General features: G+C 72.6%; 21 protein-coding genes. 12 read left to right on the top strand and 9 right to left on the bottom strand.

The window, feature by feature from the left end; translation table 11 throughout:
* Positions 1–135: 135 nt before the first annotated feature.
* From ACIGAN_RS20305 to ACIGAN_RS20290, 4 genes are all read left to right on the top strand, one after another.
* Positions 136–1482 (top strand): CynX/NimT family MFS transporter, encoded by a 1347-nt coding sequence (locus tag ACIGAN_RS20305; protein WP_399859237.1) that lies wholly within the window; start codon positions 136–138, stop codon positions 1480–1482.
* A 90-nt stretch (positions 1483–1572) separates the two neighbouring features.
* Positions 1573–1689: an SGM_5486 family transporter-associated protein gene (locus tag ACIGAN_RS20300; protein WP_365099442.1), complete on the top strand. Its 117-nt coding sequence runs from the start codon at positions 1573–1575 to the stop codon at positions 1687–1689.
* 168 nt (positions 1690–1857) lie between these two features.
* Positions 1858–2064, top strand: coding sequence for a hypothetical protein (locus ACIGAN_RS20295; protein ID WP_365739778.1), 207 nt, complete (start codon positions 1858–1860; stop codon positions 2062–2064).
* A 65-nt stretch (positions 2065–2129) separates the two neighbouring features.
* Positions 2130–2648 carry a SixA phosphatase family protein gene (locus tag ACIGAN_RS20290; protein ID WP_365739777.1) on the top strand — a complete coding sequence of 173 codons (519 nt, stop codon included), beginning with the start codon at positions 2130–2132 and terminating at the stop codon, positions 2646–2648.
* A 186-nt stretch (positions 2649–2834) separates the two neighbouring features.
* Here the strand turns inward: ACIGAN_RS20290 and serB are convergent, their stop codons facing one another.
* Both serB and ACIGAN_RS20280 read right to left on the bottom strand, forming a co-directional pair.
* Positions 2835–4073 (bottom strand): phosphoserine phosphatase SerB, encoded by a 1239-nt coding sequence (serB, locus tag ACIGAN_RS20285; protein WP_365099427.1) that lies wholly within the window; start codon positions 4071–4073, stop codon positions 2835–2837.
* A 169-nt stretch (positions 4074–4242) separates the two neighbouring features.
* Positions 4243–6684 (bottom strand): streptophobe family protein, encoded by a 2442-nt coding sequence (locus ACIGAN_RS20280; RefSeq protein WP_399859232.1) that lies wholly within the window; start codon positions 6682–6684, stop codon positions 4243–4245.
* Positions 6685–6926: 242 nt separating this feature from the next.
* Between ACIGAN_RS20280 and ACIGAN_RS20275 the strand changes: the two genes are divergently transcribed.
* Positions 6927–9461, top strand: coding sequence for an ABC transporter ATP-binding protein/permease (locus ACIGAN_RS20275; RefSeq protein ID WP_399859229.1), 2535 nt, complete (start codon positions 6927–6929; stop codon positions 9459–9461).
* Between the two features lie 94 nt (positions 9462–9555).
* Here ACIGAN_RS20275 and ACIGAN_RS20270 read toward each other — a convergent pair whose 3' ends face one another.
* From ACIGAN_RS20270 to ACIGAN_RS20260, 3 genes are all read right to left on the bottom strand, one after another.
* Complete coding sequence (locus ACIGAN_RS20270) at positions 9556–10284, bottom strand: transglycosylase SLT domain-containing protein (protein WP_399859227.1); 729 nt, start codon at positions 10282–10284, stop codon at positions 9556–9558.
* A gap of 344 nt (positions 10285–10628) precedes the next feature.
* Entirely contained in the window at positions 10629–11672 is a 1044-nt protein-coding gene (locus ACIGAN_RS20265) for an S-adenosylmethionine:tRNA ribosyltransferase-isomerase (RefSeq protein ID WP_399859225.1), read from the bottom strand.
* Positions 11669–12367 carry an SDR family NAD(P)-dependent oxidoreductase gene (locus tag ACIGAN_RS20260; protein ID WP_365739773.1) on the bottom strand — a complete coding sequence of 233 codons (699 nt, stop codon included), beginning with the start codon at positions 12365–12367 and terminating at the stop codon, positions 11669–11671. The genes ACIGAN_RS20265 and ACIGAN_RS20260 overlap by 4 nt, the downstream gene beginning before the upstream one ends.
* Before the next feature lie 271 nt (positions 12368–12638).
* Here ACIGAN_RS20260 and ACIGAN_RS20255 point away from each other — a divergent pair, with 271 nt between their 5' ends.
* The 3 genes from ACIGAN_RS20255 to ACIGAN_RS20245 all read left to right on the top strand — a co-directional run bounded on the left by ACIGAN_RS20255 (position 12639) and on the right by ACIGAN_RS20245 (position 14817).
* Complete coding sequence (locus ACIGAN_RS20255) at positions 12639–13784, top strand: GAF domain-containing sensor histidine kinase (RefSeq protein WP_365099433.1); 1146 nt, start codon at positions 12639–12641, stop codon at positions 13782–13784.
* The gene (locus ACIGAN_RS20250; protein ID WP_365099434.1) at positions 13777–14418 is read left to right on the top strand and encodes a response regulator transcription factor; all 642 of its coding nucleotides are present in this window, start codon (positions 13777–13779) and stop codon (positions 14416–14418) included. Before ACIGAN_RS20255 ends, ACIGAN_RS20250 begins: the two co-directional genes overlap by 8 nt.
* A 156-nt stretch (positions 14419–14574) precedes the next feature.
* Positions 14575–14817 carry a chaplin gene (locus ACIGAN_RS20245; protein WP_190897712.1) on the top strand — a complete coding sequence of 81 codons (243 nt, stop codon included), beginning with the start codon at positions 14575–14577 and terminating at the stop codon, positions 14815–14817.
* Positions 14818–15449: 632 nt separating this feature from the next.
* Here the strand turns inward: ACIGAN_RS20245 and ACIGAN_RS20240 are convergent.
* Positions 15450–16235, bottom strand: coding sequence for a hypothetical protein (locus ACIGAN_RS20240; protein WP_399859221.1), 786 nt, complete (start codon positions 16233–16235; stop codon positions 15450–15452).
* A gap of 161 nt (positions 16236–16396) precedes the next feature.
* On the opposite strand from ACIGAN_RS20240, the gene ACIGAN_RS20235 reads away from it, so the two are divergent.
* From ACIGAN_RS20235 to ACIGAN_RS20225, 3 genes are all read left to right on the top strand, one after another.
* Positions 16397–17194, top strand: a complete 798-nt coding sequence (locus tag ACIGAN_RS20235) for an ABC transporter ATP-binding protein (RefSeq protein ID WP_365099436.1) — start codon at positions 16397–16399, stop codon at positions 17192–17194.
* A 94-nt stretch (positions 17195–17288) separates the two neighbouring features.
* The gene (locus ACIGAN_RS20230; protein WP_399859218.1) at positions 17289–17720 is read left to right on the top strand and encodes an NfeD family protein; all 432 of its coding nucleotides are present in this window, start codon (positions 17289–17291) and stop codon (positions 17718–17720) included.
* 133 nt (positions 17721–17853) lie between these two features.
* Positions 17854–18810 carry an SPFH domain-containing protein gene (locus ACIGAN_RS20225; protein ID WP_365739770.1) on the top strand — a complete coding sequence of 319 codons (957 nt, stop codon included), beginning with the start codon at positions 17854–17856 and terminating at the stop codon, positions 18808–18810.
* Positions 18811–18879: 69 nt separating this feature from the next.
* Here ACIGAN_RS20225 and ACIGAN_RS20220 read toward each other — a convergent pair whose 3' ends face one another.
* The 3 genes from ACIGAN_RS20220 to ACIGAN_RS20210 all read right to left on the bottom strand — a co-directional run bounded on the left by ACIGAN_RS20220 (position 18880) and on the right by ACIGAN_RS20210 (position 20971).
* On the bottom strand, positions 18880–19386 hold the full coding sequence (locus tag ACIGAN_RS20220; RefSeq protein ID WP_114251210.1) for an HNH endonuclease: 507 nt from the start codon (positions 19384–19386) through the stop codon (positions 18880–18882).
* 210 nt (positions 19387–19596) lie between these two features.
* Positions 19597–20136, bottom strand: a complete 540-nt coding sequence (locus tag ACIGAN_RS20215) for a YbhB/YbcL family Raf kinase inhibitor-like protein (protein WP_365099439.1) — start codon at positions 20134–20136, stop codon at positions 19597–19599.
* A gap of 52 nt (positions 20137–20188) precedes the next feature.
* Complete coding sequence (locus ACIGAN_RS20210; RefSeq protein WP_365739769.1) at positions 20189–20971, bottom strand: sporulation protein; 783 nt, start codon at positions 20969–20971, stop codon at positions 20189–20191.
* A 145-nt stretch (positions 20972–21116) separates the two neighbouring features.
* Between ACIGAN_RS20210 and ACIGAN_RS20205 the strand changes: the two genes are divergently transcribed.
* Positions 21117–21758, top strand: coding sequence for a DNA-3-methyladenine glycosylase (locus tag ACIGAN_RS20205; RefSeq protein ID WP_365739768.1), 642 nt, complete (start codon positions 21117–21119; stop codon positions 21756–21758).
* The last annotated feature ends 386 nt before the right edge of the window (positions 21759–22144 follow it).

The following is a 22144-nucleotide window of genomic DNA, read 5'->3' as shown; positions in this document are numbered from 1 at the left end:
ACCCCCACCCCCCACCCCCCCCCCCCCCCCCCCCCCCCCCCCCCCCCCCCCCCCCCCCCCCGGCCCCCCCCCCCCCCCCCCCCCGGCGCCGGGCAACCGGGCGGCGCGGGCGGCGCGTCCCCGCGCGCGTGGACGATGCGGCTGCTCGTCGTGGGCATCGTGCTGTCCGCGCTCAACCTCCGTCCGGCCATCACCAGCCTCGGCGCCCTCCTGGAGGAGGTCCGCAACGGGCTCGGCATGAGCGGCAGCGTGGCCGGGCTGCTCACCTCCGTGCCGCCGCTGTGCTTCGCCGTCTTCGGCGTCATGGCCCCCCGGCTCGCCCGCCGCTTCGGCGCGGGCGCGGTGGTGTGCGCCGGCATGGCCGCCATCGCCACCGGCCTGCTGCTGCGGCCGTACACCGGCAGCACGGCCGGCTTCCTGGCCGGCAGCGCCCTCGCGCTCATGGGCATCGCGGTCAGCAACGTGCTGATGCCGGTCATCGTCAAGCACTGGTTCCCCGACCGGGTCGGTTCCATGACCGGCCTGTACTCGATGGCCCTCGCCCTGGGCACGGCCCTCGCGGCGGCGGTCACGGTGCCCCTGACCGACGCGCTCGGCGGGAACTGGCAGTCGGGTCTGACCGTGTGGGCGGCGCTGGCCGTGGCGGCGGTCCTGCCGTGGCTCCCCTTCGTCCGCGGCCGCGCGACGGCCCCGGGGGCGGTCGACGCGGGGTCGGCACCGGGTGGTGCCGGGGCGGCGACGGGCGGCGGGTCGGCACCGGACGGCGCCGCGTCCGTGCGGGACGGCCTCGGGCCGGGACGCGAGGCCGACCGGGGCGACGGCGGTGACGCGCAGGCCGCGGCCGCGGCGGAGCCCGCGCGGGAGGCGGCCCCGCCGTTGCGGATCACCCGCAGCCGCACCGCCTGGGCCCTGGCCGTCTTCTTCGGCCTCCAGGCCACCGCCGCCTACATCACCATGGGCTGGATGGCGCAGATCTTCCGGGACGCGGGTGTCCCCGCCGGCACCGCGGGGCTGCTGCTGGCGGTCACCATGGTCATGGGCGTACCGCTCGCCTTCGTGATACCCCGCCTGGCCACGCGCCTGCCGCACCAGGGCCCGATCGCGCTCGCCCTGGGCGTCTGCGGCCTCGCCGGCTACGCCGGGCTGTACCTCGCGCCCGCCGCCGGTGCCTGGGCCTGGGCCGTACTGCTCGGCATCGCGAACTGCGCCTTCCCGCTCGCCCTGACCATGGTCGGCATGCGGGCGAGGACGGGGCCGGGCGTGGCCCAGCTGTCGGCGTTCGCCCAGAGCACCGGCTACCTGATCTCCATCCCCGGACCGCTCCTGGTCGGCGTCCTCTACCAGCACAGCGGCGGCTGGGGCCTGCCGATCGCGCTGATGAGCGCGCTGATGATCCCGCAGATGGTGGTCGGCGTCCTGGCGGGCCGGGACCGCACGGTGGAGGACGAGGCGAGCCGCCGAGCCGCCGCGGCAGGCCGCTGACCGTCCGGCGACGCCGCCCTTCGCGCGCCGCGCGCGTCGGGGCCCGACCCCCGGGCGCGCGGTGCGCCGGGCGGGTGCGACACTGGCCCCATGCCAGTGCTCGACCCGAATCCCCAGCACGGTCAGAAGAAGATGCTGCTCGTGTTCGGCTCCTTCTTCGCGATCTTCATCGTCATCGCCGTCATCGCGACCATCGCCGCGCCCTGACCCCGCGCCCGCCCGCCCCGTGGTGGGGCTAGCCCCCCTGTCCCCTAGGGGGTGAGGGTCAGGGTCAAGTGGGTGGATCACCGGATGGGGCGACGCCCGCGGATTCCGTAGCTTCGAGATGTGACCACGCAGGACCGGTCACCGACCACTCGAAGAGCGGAGGCAGACATGTCGGCTCCTGTGCACACCCGGCCCCACCCGGCGACCCGGGCCGGTGCCGACAGCCGCCTGCCCTGGTGGGCCCTCGCCCTGCCCGCGCTCGCCTTCACGGCCCTGCTCCTGCTGATCCTGCACCCGGCCGACGCGCACGCGGCCGCCGGCGACCCCGCGATCACCCACCTCGTCGAGCGGATCCAGCAGCTGACGACCCGCTGAGCACGGCCGGGAGCGCTGGTCAACTCCCTGCGCCCCGTGGCGTGTTTCATGCGAAGCTGGATCTCATGAGCGTCGCTGAACCCCGCAGCATTGTCCTCTTCCGCCATGCGAAAGCCGACTGGCCACAGGTGACCGATCACGAGCGTCCGCTCGCCGACCGGGGCCGCATGGACGCGGCGGAGGCCGGGCGCAGGCTCGCCGACACCGGCGTCGCCTTCGACCTGGCCCTGTGCTCCACGGCGGTCCGCACCCGGGAGACCTGGAAGCTGGCCGTCCAGGAGTTCCCGCAGCGGCCGAAAACCGTCTACGAGGAGCGGATCTACGAGGCCTCGCCGGGTGAGCTGATCGCCGTGCTCAACGAGACCCCCGACGACGCGCAGAACCTCCTCATGATCGGCCACAACCCGGGCATCCAGGGCCTCGCCGACGTCCTGGCGGGCTCGGCCGAGAGCGACGCCCGGGAGCGGATGGCCCGCCGCGGGTTCCCGGCCGCCGCCTTCGCCGTGCTGTCGTTCACGGGCTCGTGGAAGAGCCTGGAGCCGGGCGTGGCCACGCTGCGGGACTACTGGGCACCGGCCGAGTGACGCGCTCGCCGCGCTCGCCGCGAGCTGTGAGCCGTGAGCCGTAGGCCGTGAGCTGTAGGCCGTGGGCTGTAGGCCGTGAGTTCTTCGCCGCTCTTCGGGCGTGGGTCGGCCCCGGTTGGAGTGACGGGACCCGGCGCCTGACCGGCGCCGGGCTGCCCACGTGGATCGGACCGCTGCCCGCGTGGGTCAGACCGAGTCGACGGTGTCCGCCGCCTCGACCTCTTCGCGCGTGATGCCCAGCAGATACAAAACCGTGTCCAGGAACGGGACGTTCACCGCGGCGTGCGCGGCCTCGCGCACCACGGGCTTGGCGTTGAAGGCCACCCCCAGCCCGGCCGCGTTCAGCATGTCCAGATCGTTCGCGCCGTCACCGATCGCCACCGTCTGCGACAGCGGAACCCCCGCCTCGGCGGCGAACCGCCGCAGCAGCCGCGCCTTGCCCGCGCGGTCGACGATCTCGCCGGTGACCTTGCCGGTCAGTCGGCCGTCCACGATCTCCAGCGTGTTGGCATGGGCGAAGTCCAGCCCGAGCCGCTCCTTCAGATCGTCCGTGACCTGCGTGAAACCGCCCGAGACGACGCCCACTTGGTAGCCCAGCCGCTTGAGCGTGCGGATCAGGGTGCGGGCGCCCGGCGTCAGCCGCACCTCGCTGCGCACCTTGTCCACCACGGAGGCATCCAGACCCTCCAGCAGCGCCACGCGCGCGTGCAGGGACTGCTCGAAGTCCAGCTCCCCGCGCATCGCGGCCGCCGTCACCTCGGCCACCTCGTTCTCGCAGCCGGCGTGCGCCGCGAACAGCTCGATGACCTCGTCCTGGATGAGCGTCGAGTCGACGTCCATGACGACCAGGCGCTGCGCGCGCCGGTAGAGGCCGGCGGCGACCACCGCCACGTCGATGCCGAGCTTCGCCGCGTCGGTGACCAGGGCGGTGCGCAGGGGTTCGGTCTCCACACCGGAGACGGCGAACTCGACCGCGGTCACGGGGTACTTGGCCAGGCGGAAGATACGGTCGATGTTGCCGCCGGTCTGGGTGATCCGCGCGGCGACCGCCGCCGTGGCCTCCGCGGTGAGCGGGTGCCCGAGGACGGTGACCAGGGAGCGGCCCAGGCCGCGCGGCCGGTTGTCGCCGAGGCCGGAGATGATCTCCGCCTGCATCTTCATCGACTCGGCCCAGCTGTGCACCGTCGCCCGCAGGTCTCCCTCCAGGCCGGCGGGCGGCTCGGTCACGAGCGCGCACAGCACCATCCGGCCACGGGTGACGACCTGCTCGATGTCGACGACGTCGACGGAGTAGGCGGCGAGGGTGTCGAAGAGGCCGGCGGTGATGCCGGGCCTGTCCTTGCCGAAGATCTTGACCAGCAGGGTGGGGACGTCGGCCGGGACGTCGGCAGGGACATCGGAAGACGAGGTCTGCGAAGCGCTCATGGTGGTTCCACCGTATCCGGCAGGCGGCTCGTACCGCCCCCGAGGTCCGCCTGGCGGACAGGGAACAGTGGGTGTCGGGCGGGTGGCGAGGATCTTGCGTACCGGGCCCGGCGGGTGGCCGGAGGTCGGGCGAGGGCCGGTCGGGGGCCCGGTCGGAGGCCGGGGTGCCTCACCGGCCGCCTCGCGGGGTGCGCGGCGGTGGGGGCGGCGGCGGTGGTCCTTCGTCCGGCCGGTCGGGCGGACCGCCGCCGTTCCCGGGCCCGGGGGACTGCCGGGGCCCGCGCGGAGGGGGCGCGAGCGGCCGGACGACCGTGGGGGCGCCGTAGATGTCGCCGTCTCCCGACAACCTGCCGGAGTCGTCGTCCGGCCGGGCGTCCTCCGGCTCCGGCAGCTCGTCGGGGACGCGCAGGTAGGGGTTGGTGTCCGGGTTCGGCGGACGGTACGGCACGCCAGGCGCGTAGGGCCCGGCTTCCCCACCGCGCGCGTCCTGTCCGCTCGGGGACGCACCGGCTCCTCCGCCCCCTCCGGCGGCGTCACGTCCCCCAGGCGGCGCGCCCGCCCCGGCCGGCCCCGCTCCAGGCCCCACACCCCTCGGCCCGCCCCACCCGGTGTCCCTCTCAGCGGCTCCCGACGACGCGGGCCATCCGGCATCTCCCTCAGCGGTTCCTGCCCACCTGGGCCGCCCGCCGTCCTGCTCGGCGGCTCCTGGCCATCCGGCCCGCCCGTTGTCCTCGTCAGGGGTTCCCGGCCAGCCGGCCCGTCCGGCGCCCTCCTCGCCGGCCCCCGCCCCCTGGCCGTACCCCGGCGGCGTGGTGCCCGCCCCGGGCCCCGCCCACCCGGCGTTCTCGTCGCGTCCCGGCCCCGACGCTCCACCCCCTCGCCCCGTCTGCCCGGCATCTCCGCCACCCCCGCCGTACGCCCCGGTGAAGCCACCGGTCCTGGCCCCTGGCCCGACGCCTGCTCCGGGCACCGCCGCCCCCGGCCCGACACCCACCCCCGGCACACCCGTCCCGGTCCCCGGCCCGGCCCCCGCCCCCGGCACACCCCCCGCTCCGTACGATCCGCCCCCGCCCCGTGCCCACGCCGTGGCCGATCGGCCCGCCGCCCCGCATGCCCACGCCGTCAGCGCGCCCGCGCCCCCGGCCCCCGCGCCCCACACCGCGCCCAGCAGCAGGGCCATGGCGAGGTGGCCGTGCAGGTCGAGGCCCGCGCCGAACGCGTCGAAGCCCAGGACGGACAGGGACGCGCTCACGGACACCTCCGTGAGCCAGGCCAGCAGCGGCAGGGCGAGCGCGGTCACCGCCCCGAGCCGCAGCGCGCACCGGCCCGCGAAGGCCAGAGCGCCCGGGGCCCGCGACGCGTCCGGAACGACCTGCCTGTCCGGAACGACCTGCCCGTCCAGCCCGCCCTGCGAGCCCGGCGTGCCCGGGGAATCCGGCCTGCCCGCGGAATCCCGCCTACCCGGGCCCGGCAAGCCCGGCCCGCCCGGCAAGCCCGGCCCGCTCGCCGAGCCCGGCCCGCCCGGTGTCCGGGCCGCCGTCAGCACCCCCGCCAGCAGCATCATCAGCGCCGCCGCCAACGCGAGCAGCCACACCCGGCCGTCCAGCTCCGCCAGCCGCCCCAGCGTCACCGTCCGGTCCGTGCCGGAGCCGAGCAGGTCGTCCAGCGGGTCCGGCAGGAAGCGGGTCAGTTCGCCCGTGGCCCGTCCGTCCCACGGCACGAACAGGCCCAGCGGCACGCCCAGCCACACCCCGTTCGGCGCCCCGAGCAGCGCCGCCCCGGCGACGCGGCGCGGATGATCGTCGCCGATCGCCGCGTACGCCGCCGCGGCGAGCCCCGCCGCCACGGCCACCAGCAGCACCGTCACCACCGCGGACACCGCCGGCCGCACGACCCGGTGCACGGCCTCCCAGCCCGGCGGCAGCGGCGTACGCCGGGACGCCAGCAGGGCGAGGGCGAGGATTCCGGCCGACCACCCGAGCCCGCCGAGCAGGGTGGGCGCGGTGTCCACCGTGAAGCCGACCGCCGCCCGCGCGTCGACCAGCTCGCCCAGCCGGTCCGGCAGCAGCCCGCCGATGTCCCCGAGCCCCGGTACCTCCACGCCCCCGGCCCCGCCGGGCACGTCGTCGAGTCCCAGCGACCCCCCGTCGATCGTGATCACATCGTGTCCCGCCCACGCGAGCCCGCCCAGCATCGCCACGAACAGCGCGACCACCGCGCCCGCACGGGCGAGGAGTTCGGCCACCGGGATCCCAACTCCGGCCGCCCGCAGGGACCGCAGGAAGAACCACGACAGGAGCACCGCCCCGACCAGGCTCACCCCCAGTGGCGTGATCTCGATGGCCGTCTCCGCCTCCGCGCCCGTCAGGCCGAACGCCGACACGTCACCGGACGGCGTGACCGACCCGCCCGCCGCGAGCGCCACCACCGCGGCGGTCATCGGCCCCAGCGAGCCCGCCGCGTCCGCGTCCAGCAGCCGCAGCCCCAGCGCCGCCGTCCCCGCCATCCCGATCAACGCCCAGCTCACGGCGGCGACGGCGGACATCACCACGTCCCCCCACGGCACGCGCGCACCGCCCCGCACCGACTCCGCACCCGTCGCAGCACCCATGGCAGACCCCCCGATCCGCTGCGCGGCGGGACCACCGCGCTTGTCCCCCTCGCGTCGAAATACCACTCTCCGGTCCGTTTTCAACCCCGTCAACGGAATCGGCCGAGCCGTCCGCGCGCGCCCTTCCCGAGGCCCGACTTTCGGTCAGGGGGCCGCTCCTGAAATAGTTCCCCCCGATGTTCGACATCCCTAGACTCCCCATGTCGGGGGATAACTCGGGGGACAACTCAGTGGGGCATGGAGTGCCGGAACTCGTACTGGAATCAAACGGACGTACCTGGACGCTCGATCCGTCCAGGGCATACACCCTCGGACGCGATCCGCAGGGGGACGTCGTCTTCGACGACGCCAGGGTCTCCTGGCGTCACGCCACGGTCAGCTTCAACGGCCGCAGTTGGGTCATCGAGGACCACGGCAGCACCAACGGCACGTTCGTGCAGGGGCAGCGCATCCATCAGATGGAGCTCGGCCCCGGCTCGGCGGTCAACCTGGGCAACGCGACCGACGGCCCGCGCCTGAACCTCTCCGGCGCCGCGGCCTCCGTCGCCACGCCGCAGGCCCAGCCCCAGCAGCAGCCGTACGCGGCGCAGGGCGCGAACCCCGGCTGGGCGCAGCAGAGCCCCGCCCAGCCCGCGCCGCACCAGCCGCACCAGCAGGCCCCGCAGGCCGGCTGGCAGCAGCCGCAGCAGCCCGCCGCGCACATCCCGCAGCAGCAGGGCCCCGGTGGTGTCGCGGGGGCACCGCCGGTCTACGGCGACCGCAGCCCGACCACGTTCCACCAGTTCTCGCTCGGCCGCGTGATGCGCATCGGCCGTGCCCTGGAGAACGAGCTGGTCGTCTCCGACCTGCAGGTCTCCCGGCACCACGCCGAGTTCCACGCCACGCCCGACGGGCGCATGGAGATCCGCGACCTCGGCTCGCACAACGGCACGTACGTCAACGGCCAGCCCATTCCCAAGGGCGGCTCGCAGCTGCTCGGCCCGACCGACGTCGTCGGCGTCGGCCACTCGACGTTCCGGATCGTCGGCGACCGGCTGGAGGAGTTCGTCGACACCGGTGAGGTGTCCTTCTCCGCCCGCCACCTCACCGTCACGGTCGACGGCGGCAAGCAGATCCTCAAGGACGTCTCCTTCGGCGTCCCGGAGAAGTCGCTGATCGCGGTCATCGGCCCGTCCGGCTCCGGCAAGTCCACCCTGCTCAAGGCGCTCACCGGCTACCGGCCCGCCAACCAGGGCGAGGTGCTCTACGACAACCGCAACCTCTACAAGCAGTTCGCCGAGCTGCGCCAGCGCATCGGTCTGGTCCCGCAGGACGACATCCTGCACAAGGAGCTGACCGTCAAGAAGGCCCTCAAGTACGCGGCCAAGCTGCGCTTCCCCGCCGACACCACGGCGGCCGAGCGCGAGGCCCGCATCGACGAGGTGCTGCGCGAGCTCAAGCTCGACATCCACAAGGACAAGAAGGTCACCTCCCTGTCCGGCGGCCAGCGCAAGCGCGTCTCGGTCGCCCTGGAGCTGCTGACCAAGCCGTCGCTGATCTTCCTGGACGAGCCGACCTCCGGCCTCGACCCGGGCATGGACCGCGACGTCATGCAGCTGCTGCGCGGTCTCGCCGACGACGGGCGCACGGTGCTCGTCGTCACGCACTCGGTGGCCGAGCTGGCCCTGTGCGACAAGCTGCTGGTGATGGCGCCCGGCGGCTCCGTGGCCTACTTCGGCCCGCCGGAGGAGGCGCTGAACTTCTTCGGCTACGACACCTGGGCCGATGTCTTCTCCGCCTTCGAGAACTACCGCGACTACGACTGGGCGGGCCGCTGGAAGGGCTCGCAGCACTATCAGATGTACGCCGCGGACCTGGACGCCGTCGCGCCGCAGTCCGTACAGGTTCCGCCCATGCAGGCGATGAAGCCGCCGAAGCCGCAGGGCTGGATGTCCCAGTTCGTCACGCTCGTCCGGCGTTACGTCTCGGTGATCGCGTCCGACAAGGGCTTCCTGGCGCTGATGGTGATCCTGCCCGCCGTGCTCGGCGCGGTGAGCCTGCTCATCGACGCGGACAAGGGCCTGCTGCCGAACCCGGCCAACCCGCAGACCGGCCGGATCATCCCGAACGGCACGGCGACGACGGTCCTGCTGATCCTCGCGGTCGGCGCCTGCTTCGCCGGCGCGGCGAACTCGGTCCGCGAGCTGATCAAGGAACGCGTCATCTACGAGCGGGAGCGCGCCACCGGCCTGTCCCGCTCGGCGTACCTGATGTCGAAGGTGTTCGTGCTCGGCATGATCACCGTGCTGCAGGGCCTGCTGGTCGGCGTCATCGGCTTCTCCAGCCGGGAGATCCCCGAGGAGGGCCTGATCTTCGGCAGCGCCACGCTGCTGGAGCTGTCCGTGCCGATCATGGCGCTGGGCTTCACGTCGATGATGTTCGGCCTGATCATCTCGTCGCTGGTGAAGACCGCCGAGAAGACCATGCCGCTGCTGGTGATGTTCGCGATCATCCAGGTCGTGTTCACCGGCTGCCTGTTCACGCTGCACGGCTCGATCGGCGTCAACCAGTTCTCGTTCCTGATGCCGTCGCGCTGGGCGGTCGCCGCCTCCGGCGCCACACTCGACTTCAACAAGATCAGCCCGCCCGAGACGGCCGGGGACACCGACCCGCTGTGGGAGCACACGGCCGGCGCCTGGGCCATGGACATGGGCGCGCTCCTGGCGCTCGGTGTGATCTGCGGCTTCTTCGTGGCCCGCTTCCTGCGCCGCCACGAGCCCGAGGTCATGCGCAAGTAGTCACCGCTCCACCGCGCCCGAAGGGCGGCACCCTGTCGACAGGGTGCCGCCCTTCGGCGTTCGTCCAGCGAAGTGTCGAGGTCCCGCGCCGGCCTCAGTACGCGCTGTCGACGTTGTCCATCGAGCCGTACTTGTCGGCCGCGTAGTTGCAGGCGGCGGTGATGTTGGCTACCGGGTCGTAGATGTCCCAGGAGGTGCCGGGGACGTGCCAGTGCTTGAAGGTCGGCGGGATGACCTGCAGCAGGCCCTTCGACGGGATGCCGTTGATCGCGTTGATGTCCCAGTTGTTGATGGCGCGCGGGTTGCCCGAGGACTCGCGGATGATGTTGCGCTTGATGCCCTCGTAGGAGCCGGGGATCCCGTGCTTCTTCATGATGTCGAGGGACTCGCGGATCCAGCCGTCGAGGTTGTTCGGGTAGCTCTTCCGGGCGGCCTTCTTCGCCTCGGCGCGCTTGGCGGCGCGGCTCGCGGCCTCCTTGGCCTGGCGCTCGGCCGCGGCCTTCTTCTTCGCGGCCTCGGCGGCGGCCTTCTTCTTGGCGGCGGCAGCGGCCTCGGCCTTCTTCTTGGCCGCTATCTGCTCGGCCTTCACGCTCGTACCGGCCAACTGGTCGGTGACGCTCGCCCTGACGTCCTTGATCTGCTCCGTGCTGAACGCCACCGCAGCCGGCTGAGCGGCCTCGGTCGTGGTCGTGGTCGACGCACCGCTCGGCACCGCGGAGAAGCCGATGGCGGCGGCACCGAGGGTGGCGACACCCGCCATGGCGATCTTGTGGTGACGGGTCAGGCTACGACTCTGAACACGGCTGAAGATGTTCTTGGGCATGCTGAGTGGACCTCTTCGAATAGCGCGGGAGTCGCTCGGCGTCCGGCGTTGGACTCGGTGTGTTTCCGACACGAACGCCGCGGGGGCAGAACCCACGGCGCTGAGCGACGAGAGCAATTCTTAGCGGCCGCAAAATGGCGAGGCAAAGGTGTGACGTACGAAGGGAGATAGTGGATCAGGGAGGGGTGAATCGGGACAGATTGGACTATCCGTGCCGCTCAATAGGGGCGACTTTGTCTCCTATGCACTTTCGTACGTGACGTGCGCCCTATGCGCGGGCTCACACCGGCCGCCCCGCCTTCTCACCACCCGTTGCACGAGCGATGCTCTGCGTGAGGCCCGTTTCAGGGCAGGACGAGGTGCAGGTCCCCGAACTCGTGCCACAGGTAGCGGCCTTGCAGCGCGGCTTGGTAGCCCCGCTCGACCGCCGCCCGGCCCGCCACCGCCTCCAGCATCAGCAGATGCGAGGCCTCCGGCTCGTGCAGCCCGGTCAGCAGCCCGTCCACCACCCGCACCCCCCGCTCCGGCGTGACGACCAGCTCCGTCCAGCCCGCCCGCGCGCGTACGGCCCCGTCGGCGTCCACGGCCGACTCCACCGCCCGCACCGCCGTCGTCCCCACCGCCAGCACCCGGCCCCCGCCCGCCTTCGCGGCGCCGATCAGCCGTGCCGACGCCTCCGGCACCGCGAACCGCTCCGGATACGGCGGCTCGTGCGCCTCTGCCGACGCCACCCCCGTGTGCAGCGTGACCGGCGCGAACTGCACCCCCCGGCTCACCAGCTCCGCGACCAGCCGCGCCGTGAAGGGCCGCGCCGCACTCGGCATCTCCGCACTGCCCGCCCCGTCCGCGGACGGCAGCGCGAACACCGTCTGGTAGACGGACAGCGGCTGGTCCCGCTCCGTGTACGCGTAGCGAATGGGCCGCCCGTGCTCGCGCAGCAGCCCCGGTATCCCCGGCCCGTCCACCCGCGCCCACCACAGCCGCTCGCTCCGCCCGCCGAGCGGCTCCTCCAGCACCAGCCGCACACCCGCCGGCAGGCACACCTCACTCCCCGCGGGCCCGCCCGCACGCGCGCGCGTGGTGCCCCGCCCGTCGGGCTCCCGCAGCTCCACCGCCCAGCGGCCGTCGTCCCCGCGCGTGGAGAAGTGCACCACCACGCGCGCGTGCCCCACCCACCCGTCGACGGCCGCCGCCAGCGTGGCCGAGGTGTTGACCACGAGCAGGTCCCCGGCCCGCAACAGCCGCGGCAGCTCCGCGAACGTGTGATGGGCCACCTCGGTACCCCGCGACACCAGCAGCCGCACGGCGTCCCGGTCCAGCCCGGGCCCCCGCTGCTCGGCCGGCACACGGGCCGACAGCTCCTCCGGCACCCGCAGCGCGAGCGTCATACGACGCCGTCCACCAGGGCCGCGGCCGCGTACCGCCCGCTCGCCGGACGCTCGTCCAGCAGCCGCAGGAACCCCGGCACCACCGCCTCCGGCGCGGGCCGCGGCTCCCGGTCCTCCGGCACGGCCGCCGCATACAGGTCCGTGGCCATGTCACCGGGGTCCACCGCCCAGACCCGCAGCCCCGGCTCCTCCACGGCGAGCACCGCCGCCAGCTGGTCCAGGGCCGCCTTCGACGCCCCGTAGCCGCCCCACGTCTCGTACGCCTCCGCCGCCGCGTCCGAACTCACCACGACGACCGTGCCCGCCTCGGAGGCTCGCAACAGCGCCAGTCCCTCCTGCACCAGGCCCAGGCAGGCCACCAGGTTCACCTCCAGCGCGCGCCGCAGCCCCGGAAGGGGCAGCTCCTCCAGCCGGACCAGCGGCTCGATGCCCAGCGCGCTCGCGTTGTGCACCAGCAGATCGAGCCCGCCCAGCCGCCACGCCGCCTCGACCAGCGCCGAGCGGTGGGCGGCGTCCGTGACGTCCCCCGGCAGGGCCCTCACCCGCGTGCCGTGCGCGGAGAGGGCCTCCGCCGCCTCCGCCAGGGCCTCGGCCCCCCTCGCGTCGAGCACCAGGTCCCAGCCCCGCTCCGCCAGGGCCTCGGCGAGCGCCCGGCCCAGTCCCTTCGAGGCCCCGGTGATGATCGCAACCGGCATGATCGCTCCCTCCTCGTGATCGAAGTGGACTCAACGTAGGGACGGCGCCGCCCGGACCGCCTCCGCCGCGGGGAGCAACCCACCGGGTCCCTTCGCCCTACGCCACCGGCCCACCGTCCCGGGGCCTAGGCCGGGAGACGGCCCGGCGCCGCGGCCCCGGGTCCTGGGCCGGCCCGCCCGCGCCTCCGCCCCGCGACCTAGGCCCAGCGGACCGGCACCCGCGGCCACCGGTCCGATCCGCGCTGTCACAGCCCGCCGGTACCGTGAGGACATGAGCCACGGTCCCCGGTCCGGCCTCGCCGCGGTGAGCTCCGCGCTGCTGGCCATGAGCAGGCATCTCGAGGTGCGCGACGTCCTCAAGACGATCGTCGCCTCGGCCCGCGAGCTGCTCGACGCGCAGTACGCCGCGCTCGGCGTCCCGGACGACCACGGCGGCTTCGCCCAGTTCGTCGTCGACGGCGTCAGCGAGGAGCAGTGGAAGGCCATCGGCCCCCTCCCGCGCCAGCACGGCATCCTCGCCGCGATGCTGCACGAGGCCCGCTCCGAGCGCCTCGCCGACGTCCGCAAGGACCCCCGCTTCGAAGGCTGGCCCAAGGCCCACCCCGACCTGGTCGACTTCCTCGGCCTGCCGATCCGGGACGGCGAGGAGGTGATCGGCGCGCTGTTCCTGGCGAACAAGAACTGCAAGAAGCCCGAGGGCAGCTGCGGCTTCACCCAGGATGACGAGGAACTGCTCGGCATCCTCGCCCAGCACGCCGCGATCGCCCTCACCAACGCCCGCCTGTACGAGCGCAGCCGCGAACTGACCATCGCCGAGGAGCGCTCCCGCCTGGCCCACGAACTGCACGACGCGGTCAGCCAGAAGCTGTTCTCACTGCGCCTGACGGCCCAGGCGGCGGCCCGGCTGGTGGACCGCGACCCCTCCCGCGCCAAGGGCGAACTGCAGCAGGTCGCCGCGCTGGCCGCCGAAGCCGCCGACGAACTGCGCGCGGCCGTGGTGGAGTTGCGCCCGGCCGCACTCGACGAGGACGGCCTGGTCGCCACCCTGCGCACCCAGGTCCAGGTCCTCGACCGCGCCCACAGCGCCCGGGTGACCTTCACGGGCCACGGCGTGAAGGCCCTGCCCGCCTCCCAGGAGGAGGCCGTCCTGCGCGTCGCCCAGGAAGCCCTGCACAACGCCCTGCGCCACTCCGGCGCCGCACACGTCGACGTGACGCTGGAGCGCCGCGACGGCGGTGCCGTCCTGCGGGTCACGGACGACGGCAGCGGCTTCGACCCGCAGGCGGTCCGCCGGGCGGGGCGCCACCTCGGCCTGGTCTCGATGCGGGACCGGGCGAGCGGCGCCGGCGGCTCGCTGACCGTGGAATCGGCGCCCGGCAAGGGCACCGTGATCGAGATGGAGGTCCCCGGTGGCTGACGCGATCAAGGTCCTGCTCGTCGACGACCACCAGGTCGTCCGCCGGGGCCTGCGCACGTTCCTGGAAGTGCAGGACGACATCGAGGTCGTCGGCGAGGCGGCCGACGGCGCCGAAGGAGTCGACCGGGCCGAGGAGTTGCGGCCCGACGTCATCCTCATGGACGTCAAGATGCCCGGCATGGACGGCGTCGCAGCCCTGCGCCGGCTCCGCGAGCTGGACAACCCCGCGCGCGTGCTGGTCGTCACCAGCTTCACCGAACAGCGCACGGTGGTCCCGGCCCTGCGCGCGGGCGCCGCCGGGTACGTCTACAAGGACGTCGACCCCGACGCCCTCGCCGGAGCCATCCGCTCGGTGCACGCCGGGCACATCCTGCTCCAGCCGGAGGTCGCCGGCGCCCTGCTCTCCCAGGAGGAGGCCAACTCCGGCCCGGGCAGGGGCGGTTCGCTCACCGAGCGGGAGCGCGAGGTGCTCGGGCTGATAGCGGACGGCCGTTCCAACCGCGAGATCGCCCGCGCGCTCGTCCTCTCCGAGAAGACCGTCAAGACCCACGTGTCGAACATCCTGATGAAGCTCGACCTGGCCGACCGGACCCAGGCCGCCCTGTGGGCCGTTCGCCATGGGGTGACCGGCTGACACGCTCACCCCACGGCAACGCGGATGGTTGCGCTCCAAACCGAGATTCATACTGTCGTGGGAACGTCCCCCATATGGCGCATCCTCGGTGGATCCCCGCCGTTCTCCAGTGCGTGCTGCGGCGCCTGCCGCGGCGATCGCAAGGAGGGCTCAGAAGTGAAGAACCTGAAGAAGGCAGCGGCCGTGACGATGGTGACCGGCGGTCTGCTGGCCGCGGGCGCGGGCATGGCCTCCGCCACCAGCGCGCACGCCGACGGCCAGGCCGTGGGCTCCCCGGGCGTCGGCTCGGGCAACGTCGTCCAGGCCCCGGTGCACGTCCCGGTCAACGTCTCCGGCAACAGCGTGAACGTCGTGGGCGTGCTGAACCCGGCCTTCGGCAACCTCGCCGTCAACCACTGACACGGCACCTCCGTCTCCGAGCCGGAGGTAAAAACCGGCCTCCCGGGCCCACCCCTGGGAGGCCGGCCGCATGCCCGCGACCCACCGCCCTGCTCAGCCGCGGGCACACGCGCCGCTCAGGGCGGCACACCGGGGCGCTGGGGGCACCCCCTGCTCGAAAAGCCTGAGGAAGACACCCCGGGGCAGCCGGACTGCGCAACGCCCCGGCCTCAGCCCGGAACCCGGGCGGCGGCGAGTCCGGCCCGGCACCCCGGCCGACGGACCGCACGAGCATCCTGCCTGGCCCCTCAGCCCGAACTCCCTGGCTTCAGCCCGGCCTCCGGGCCTGGTTCCTCAGCCCGAACTCCCTGGCTTCAGCCCGGCCTCCGGGCCTGGTTCCTCAGCCCGAACTCCCTGGCTTCAGCCCGGCCCCCCGGCCTGGACCTCCGGCCCACCCTCCCGGCCCGGCTCTTCAGCACGCTCCCGGCCCGGACCTCAGCCCGGAGCCCCGCACCCCGGACCCCGCAGCCCCCGGCCCGGAGCCCTTCACCCCAGGCTTCGCAGCCCTCGGTCCGCAGCCCCGCCTCTTCCGCCCCGGCACCCAGCCCCGGCACACCCCCCCCGCGCACAACCCCGCCAAGCTCCCGGCAGGGTCACCGCACTCCCCGCTCCCGTTCCTCCACAACGGAGTTGTACGCCGCGACCTGCGCCCGCCGAGCCGTCCGCTCCACCGGCCGCAGCGCCTCCCGCCGCGCCGAGATCTCCGACGCGCTCACCGCACCCCCGTGCCCGGCCTCGGTCGCCACGGAGACGAGCGCCCCCACCCGCTGCGCCAGCTCCAGCACCCGCACCGCCCGCTGCGGATACCCCGGCGCCAGGACTTCCCGTCCCCGCTCGGCCCGCGCCCGGTACGCGTCGACCGCCGCCTCCGCCACCGGCCCCGACCCGGCCACGTCCAGCCGCGTCAGCACCTCGGTCGCGTCCCGCAGCGCCTCCGCGAGTTCCCGCTCCGCCTCACCCAGCGACGGCACGTCCGCCGGCGGAGCCTCCCGCACGGGCAGCACATGCCACACCACCTCGTCCCGCACATGCTCGGGCCCGGCCTCGTACACGTCCGGCACCAGCCCGAGCGCGGCCCCGTGACAGACCACCGCCTCCTCGGCCTCCAGCGCCCGCGCGTTGAACTCCGGCGGGCCGCTCAGCCCCAGCGGATGCCCCGGCGCCGGCAGCGCCACCCGCAGCCCGGTCACGCCGAGCGCGCGCAGCCGCCCCAGCGCGAGCGTCAGCCCGACCTGGCCCGACTCACCCGGCAGCCCCTCCACCCGGTGCACCGCGTCCTCGCCGACGACGGCGAGCACGGCGTCATCCGGCGAGACAAGTCCGGCCAAAAGGGCATTTCCCCAAGCTGCGAGACGTCCAGCGCGCGGTTCCGTGAGCATGCTCCCACCCTAGGACCCCGCAAGGACCGGACCGAGGGAATGCCCGGGCCGACCAGTGGCGTAGATTTCATGGAGGGCTGCGCCCACCGGCGCGGCGGACCGAGCCACAGGCGTACGCGACAGCCGAGACCGGCCACACTGCAAGGGGAGACAACGCGCTCATGAGCGATGTTCTGGAGCTTCAGGACGTATCCGTGGTCCGCGAGGGCCGGGCTCTGGTGGACCAGGTCTCCTGGTCGGTCAAGGAGGGCGAGCGCTGGGTCGTCCTCGGCCCGAACGGCGCCGGCAAGACCACCCTCCTCAACCTCGCTTCCACCTACCTCTACCCCAGCTCGGGCACCACCACCATCCTCGGCGAGACCCTCGGCCGCCCCGGCACCGACGTCTTCGAACTGCGCCCGCGCATCGGCATGGCCGGCATCGCCATGACCGAGAAGCTCCCCAAGCGCCAGACGGTCCTGCAGACGGTCCTCACCGCCGCCTACGGCATGACCGCCACCTGGCACGAGGACTACGAGGAGATCGACGAGCAGCGCGCCCGCGCCTTCCTCGACCGCCTCGGCATGAGCGACTACCTGGACCGCAGGTTCGGCACCCTCTCCGAGGGCGAGCGCAAGCGCACCCTCATCGCCCGCGCCCTGATGACCGACCCCGAACTGCTCCTGCTCGACGAGCCCGCCGCCGGCCTGGACCTCGGCGGCCGCGAGGACCTCGTCCGCCGCCTCGGCCGCCTCGCCCGCGACCCGATCGCCCCGTCGATGCTCATGGTCACCCACCACGTCGAGGAGATCCCCCCGGGCTTCACCCACGTCCTCATGATCCGCCAGGGCAAGGTCCTCGCCGCCGGCCCGCTGGAGCTGGAACTGACCTCGCGCAACCTCTCCCTGTGCTTCGGCCTCCCGCTCGTCGTCGAACAGGTGGGCGAGCGCTGGACCGCGCAGGGCCTCCCGCTGTCCTGAACCGGCCCGCACCGCGCAAATCCCGCGGCGGGAACGGCATTTCACCCGCCGGGCGCCCTGTCGGCGACCGGGGCGTCGGACCTACCATGACCACGTGGACATCGACGCATGGCTGTGGTGGCTGATCGGCGCGACCGCGCTCGGCATCGCGCTCGTGATCACCGCGATGCCGGAACTGGGCATGCTCGCGGTGGGAGCCGTCGCCGCGGCGGTGGTCACCGGCGTCTTCGGCGGCGGAGCCGTCGCCCAGGTCGCCGTCTTCGCCGCGATCTCGACCGCGGGCATCGCCGCCGTACGGCCCATCGCGAACCGCCATCGCTCCCAGCGACCCCAACTCGTCTCCGGCGTGGACGCGTTGAAGGGCAGACAAGCCGTCGTCCTGGAACGCGTCGACGCCTCGGGCGGCCGCATCAAGCTGGCCGGGGAGGTCTGGTCGGCCCGCGCCCTCGACACCGACCGCGCCTACGAAGTGGGCCAGCACGTGGACGTCGTGGACATCGAGGGAGCCACCGCGATCGTCATGTGACCTCGCACGACGTAACTGGAGCGAACTCCTCGCCAGCTACGCGACGGTCTGTCAGACTCGACCAGCAAGATCTTCGACAAACCACAAGATCTGCCGAAGACGCCGCAGCGGAGAAGGGACACGGGGAACGACGATGGAACCGGTCATCATCGTCCTGATCATTCTGGTGGTGTTGGTCTTCATCGCCCTGATCAAGACGATCCAAGTCATCCCACAGGCCAGCGCGGCCATCGTCGAGCGCTTCGGGCGCTACACGCGAACGCTCAACGCGGGCCTCAACATCGTCGTCCCGTTCATCGACACCATCCGCAACCGCATCGACCTGCGCGAACAGGTCGTGCCCTTCCCGCCGCAGCCGGTGATCACCCAGGACAACCTGGTCGTCAACATCGACACCGTCATCTACTACCAGGTCACCGACGCGCGCGCCGCCACCTACGAAGTCGCCAGCTACATCCAGGCGATCGAGCAGCTCACCGTCACCACGCTGCGCAACATCATCGGCGGCATGGACCTGGAGCGGACCCTGACCTCCCGCGAGGAGATCAACGCGGCCCTGCGCGGCGTCCTCGACGAGGCCACCGGCAAGTGGGGCATCCGCGTCAACCGCGTCGAGCTCAAGGCGATCGAGCCGCCCACCTCCATCCAGGACTCGATGGAGAAGCAGATGCGCGCCGACCGCGACAAGCGCGCCGCGATCCTCCAGGCCGAAGGTGTCCGGCAGTCGGAGATCCTGCGCGCCGAGGGCGAGAAGCAGTCCCAGATCCTGCGCGCCGAAGGTGAGGCCAAGGCCGCCGCCCTGCGCGCCGAGGGCGAGGCCCAGGCCGTCCGCACGGTCTTCGAGGCCATCCACGCCGGCGACCCCGACCAGAAGCTGCTGAGCTACCAGTACCTCCAGATGCTGCCGAAGATCGCCGAGGGCGACGCGAACAAGCTCTGGATCGTCCCCAGCGAGATCGGCGACGCCCTCAAGGGCCTGTCCGGCGCGATGGGCAACTTCGGTGGCATCGGCGGAGGTTCCGGCGGCAACGGCGCCTCCGGCGGTCAGGTCCCCGCCCAGGAGCGCCGCGAGAAGCCGTCCATCGACTGACCGGCTCATCGGCTCGCGCGAAGGGCCCGCCTCCCCCGGGGAAGCGGGCCCTTCGCCAGGTGACCGCCGCTAGGCAGCCGGCTGTGCCAGCCACTCCGGCAGCGCGTCGAAGTCGTCCTGCCCCAGCGCCAGCAGCATCGCGTCCGCCGGAGTCGGCTCGAACGGCTGCCGCAGCAGCGGCATCCCCGCCTCCTCCGGAGTCCGGTTCGCCTTGCGGTGGTTGTCCTCCGCGCACGAGGCCACCGTGTTCAGCCACGTGTCCTGACCACCCTGCGACCGCGGCACCACGTGGTCCACGGTCGTCGCCCGCCTCCCGCAGTACGCGCACCTGTGCCGGTCACGGACCAGCACACCCCGCCGCGACCACGGCGCTCGTCTTCGGAACGGCACCCGTACGTACTGGCAGAGCCTGATCACACGGGGCGCCGGTATGTCGACCGCGGCTCCCCGCATGCGCAGTTCGGGGTGGGCCTGCTCGACGACGGCCTTGTCCTGAAGCACCAGAACGACGGCTCGGTTCAGCGTCACCGTCGACAGCGGCTCGAAGCTCGCGTTGAGTACCAGCGTGTCCCGCATACCAGCCCACCTCCCGTGTGCACCGGCCCACCCCCTGGCGGGCTGGGATCAACTCTGGCCGGGCACGCCGAGATGGACAACGCAATATCTGCTGCTCCCGCGGGGGGTGGCCCCCGCGCCCCCGGCAACAAAAATGCCCGCTCCTGATCAATTCCAAGACCAGGAGCGGGCAAACGTTCCATGAACTCCGGGATCGCCCGGGCGACCGGCTCAGCCCTCGGCGGGCACCTCGTACTCGCCGATCAGCTGGGCCCGCCCGATCGTGTGGAACCGCAGGTTGAAGCCCACGAACGCCGGTGAGGCGTCCGCGTCCGGGCCGAGCTTCTCCTGGTCGACGGCGTACACCGTGAACACATACCGGTGCGGTCCGTCGCCGGCCGGCGGGGCTGCCCCGCCGAAGTCCCTGCTGCCGTAGTCGTTGCGAGCGTGGATCGCGCCTTCCGGCAGCCCCTCGAACGTGCCGCTGCCCGCCCCCACCGGCAGCTCCGTCACCGAAGCCGGGATGTCGAACAGCACCCAGTGCCAGAACCCGCTGCCCGTGGGGGCGTCGGGGTCGTAGCAGGTCACGGCGAAGCTCTTGGTCTCGGGCGGGAAGCCCTCCCACCGCAGGTGCGGCGAGGTGTTGCCGGCCGCGTAGACCTGAGCTTCCTTGAGCGTCGCCCCTTCCTTGACGTCCTCACTCGTCACCGTGAACGAGGACACGGGCGGATGGAAGTCGTGGGGGAGCGGCCGCCGCTTGAGCTCGGTCACCTCGGTACCTCCTGATCGGTTCGTGCTGTGGATCCCGAGCCTAGGCCCTCGCCTAGAACCAGTTGCGCTTGCTGCCGACCTCGGAGAGCCACTGGTTGAGGTACGCCGTCCAGTCCGTGCTCCGGTAGTCGTTGAGCCCCACCTGGAACGACCGGAAGGTGTCGCTGCCCTCGCTGAAGAGCCCCGGCTTCTTGTCCATCTCCAGCACGACGTCCATGGCGTGCTCGTCGGCGACGAAGCTCAGCTCCACCTGGTGCAGCCCCCGGTACTGCTGCGGCGGGAAGAACTCGATCTCCTGGTAGAACGGCAGCTTCTGCCGCGTCCCCCGGATGACGCCCCGCTCCATGTCCGCGTTCTTGAAGCGGAAGCCCAGCTGGATGAACGCGTCCAGGATCGCCTTCTGCGCCGGCAGCGGATGCACGTTGACCGCGTCCAGGTCACTGGAGTCCACCGCCCGCGCGATCTCCAGCTCCGTGGACACCCCGATGTTCATGCCGCGCAGCGCCTGACCGTCGATCATCGTGATCGGCGTCTCCCAGGGGATCTCCAGCCCGAACTGCACCGCGTGCACCGCGTTGGCCTGCAGCTCGAACGCCCCGCCCAGCCGCGACTTCGTGAACTCGATGTCCTGCTTGTACTCCTGGTCGCCGCTCTCCACCTCGACCTTGGCCTGCAGCCCGACCGAGAGCCCCTCGATCTGCTGGTTCACGGACCCGCCCTGGATCCGCACCTCACCCTGGACGACACCGCCCGGCACGACGTTGACCTCGTGCAGCACCGTCTCGACCGAAGCCCCGCCGGCCCCCAGGCTCGCGAGCAGCTTCTTGAACGCCATGTCTCTCCCTCTCGCCCACTACGGGTGGATCCCTGATCCCTGTTAACGCGATCCGGCCGTGGCCGGTTCCACCCCGTCACCCTGGCAAGGCCGATGCCCGGAGGCCACCCCGCCGCACCACGCGTCTCCAGTACCCTCGGACGGCATGATCGCGACCCCCGACCGTACGCCCCTGCCCAGGGAGTTCTTCGACCGGCCCGTCCTCGACGTCGCCCCGGACCTCCTCGGCCGCATCCTGGTCCGCACCACCCCGGACGGTCCGATCGCCCTCCGCCTGACCGAGGTGGAGGCCTACGACGGTGAGAACGACCCCGGCTCCCACGCCTACCGCGGCCGCACCGCCCGCAACGAAGTGATGTTCGGCCGGCCCGGACACGTGTACGTGTACTTCACCTACGGGATGTGGTTCTGCATGAACCTGGTCTGCGGTCCCGAGGGAAAGGCGAGCGCGGTGCTGCTGCGCGCGGGCGAGATCATCGAGGGCGCCGAGCTGGCCCGCACCCGTCGGCTCTCGGCCCGCAACGACAAGGAACTGGCCAAAGGCCCGGCCCGTCTGGCCACGGCCCTGGACGTGGACCGCTCCCTCGACGGCACGGACGCGTGCACGCCCGGGGAGACCCCTCTCCGCATACTGACCGGCACTCCCGTGCCCTCCGACCAGGTACTCCACGGTCCCCGCACCGGTGTCGGCGGCGAGGGAGCCGTGCACCCCTGGCGCTTCTGGGTCGCCAACGACCCGACGGTCAGCCCGTATCGGGCCCATGTCCCCAGGCGTCGCCGAAGTTGACGCGCCCGAGCGGGATGCGTAATGTAGCCCGAGCCGCTTGACCCGGGTATGGCGTTCGCCAGCAGCCGGAAGCGGCCAAACCACTACCTAGCGACTCCCCTCAGCAGGGGCGAACTCGGCGTGCCCGCACGTCTGAATTCGACGCCGAACGACTCGATTATGAGTTGGACAGCGAATCGGCTAACGTAGTGAATGTCGAAAGGCCGAGGGGCGAAAGTCCCGGCCGGAAGGCAAATCCCGCCGACAGGGAATCGGATCGAAAAGGATCTGATAGAGTCGGAAACGCAAGATCGAAGGGAAGCGCCCGGAGGAAAGCCCGAGAGGGTGAGTACAAAGGAAGCGACCGTTCCTTGAGAACTCAACAGCGTGCCAAAAGTCAACGCCAG

The sequence above is a fragment of the Streptomyces sp. NPDC085931 genome (genome assembly GCF_044540565.1).
Lineage (GTDB): Bacteria > Actinomycetota > Actinomycetes > Streptomycetales > Streptomycetaceae > Streptomyces.
The sequence above is the reverse complement of the archived record's forward strand: the minus strand, read 5'-3'. Positions and strand labels throughout refer to the sequence as shown.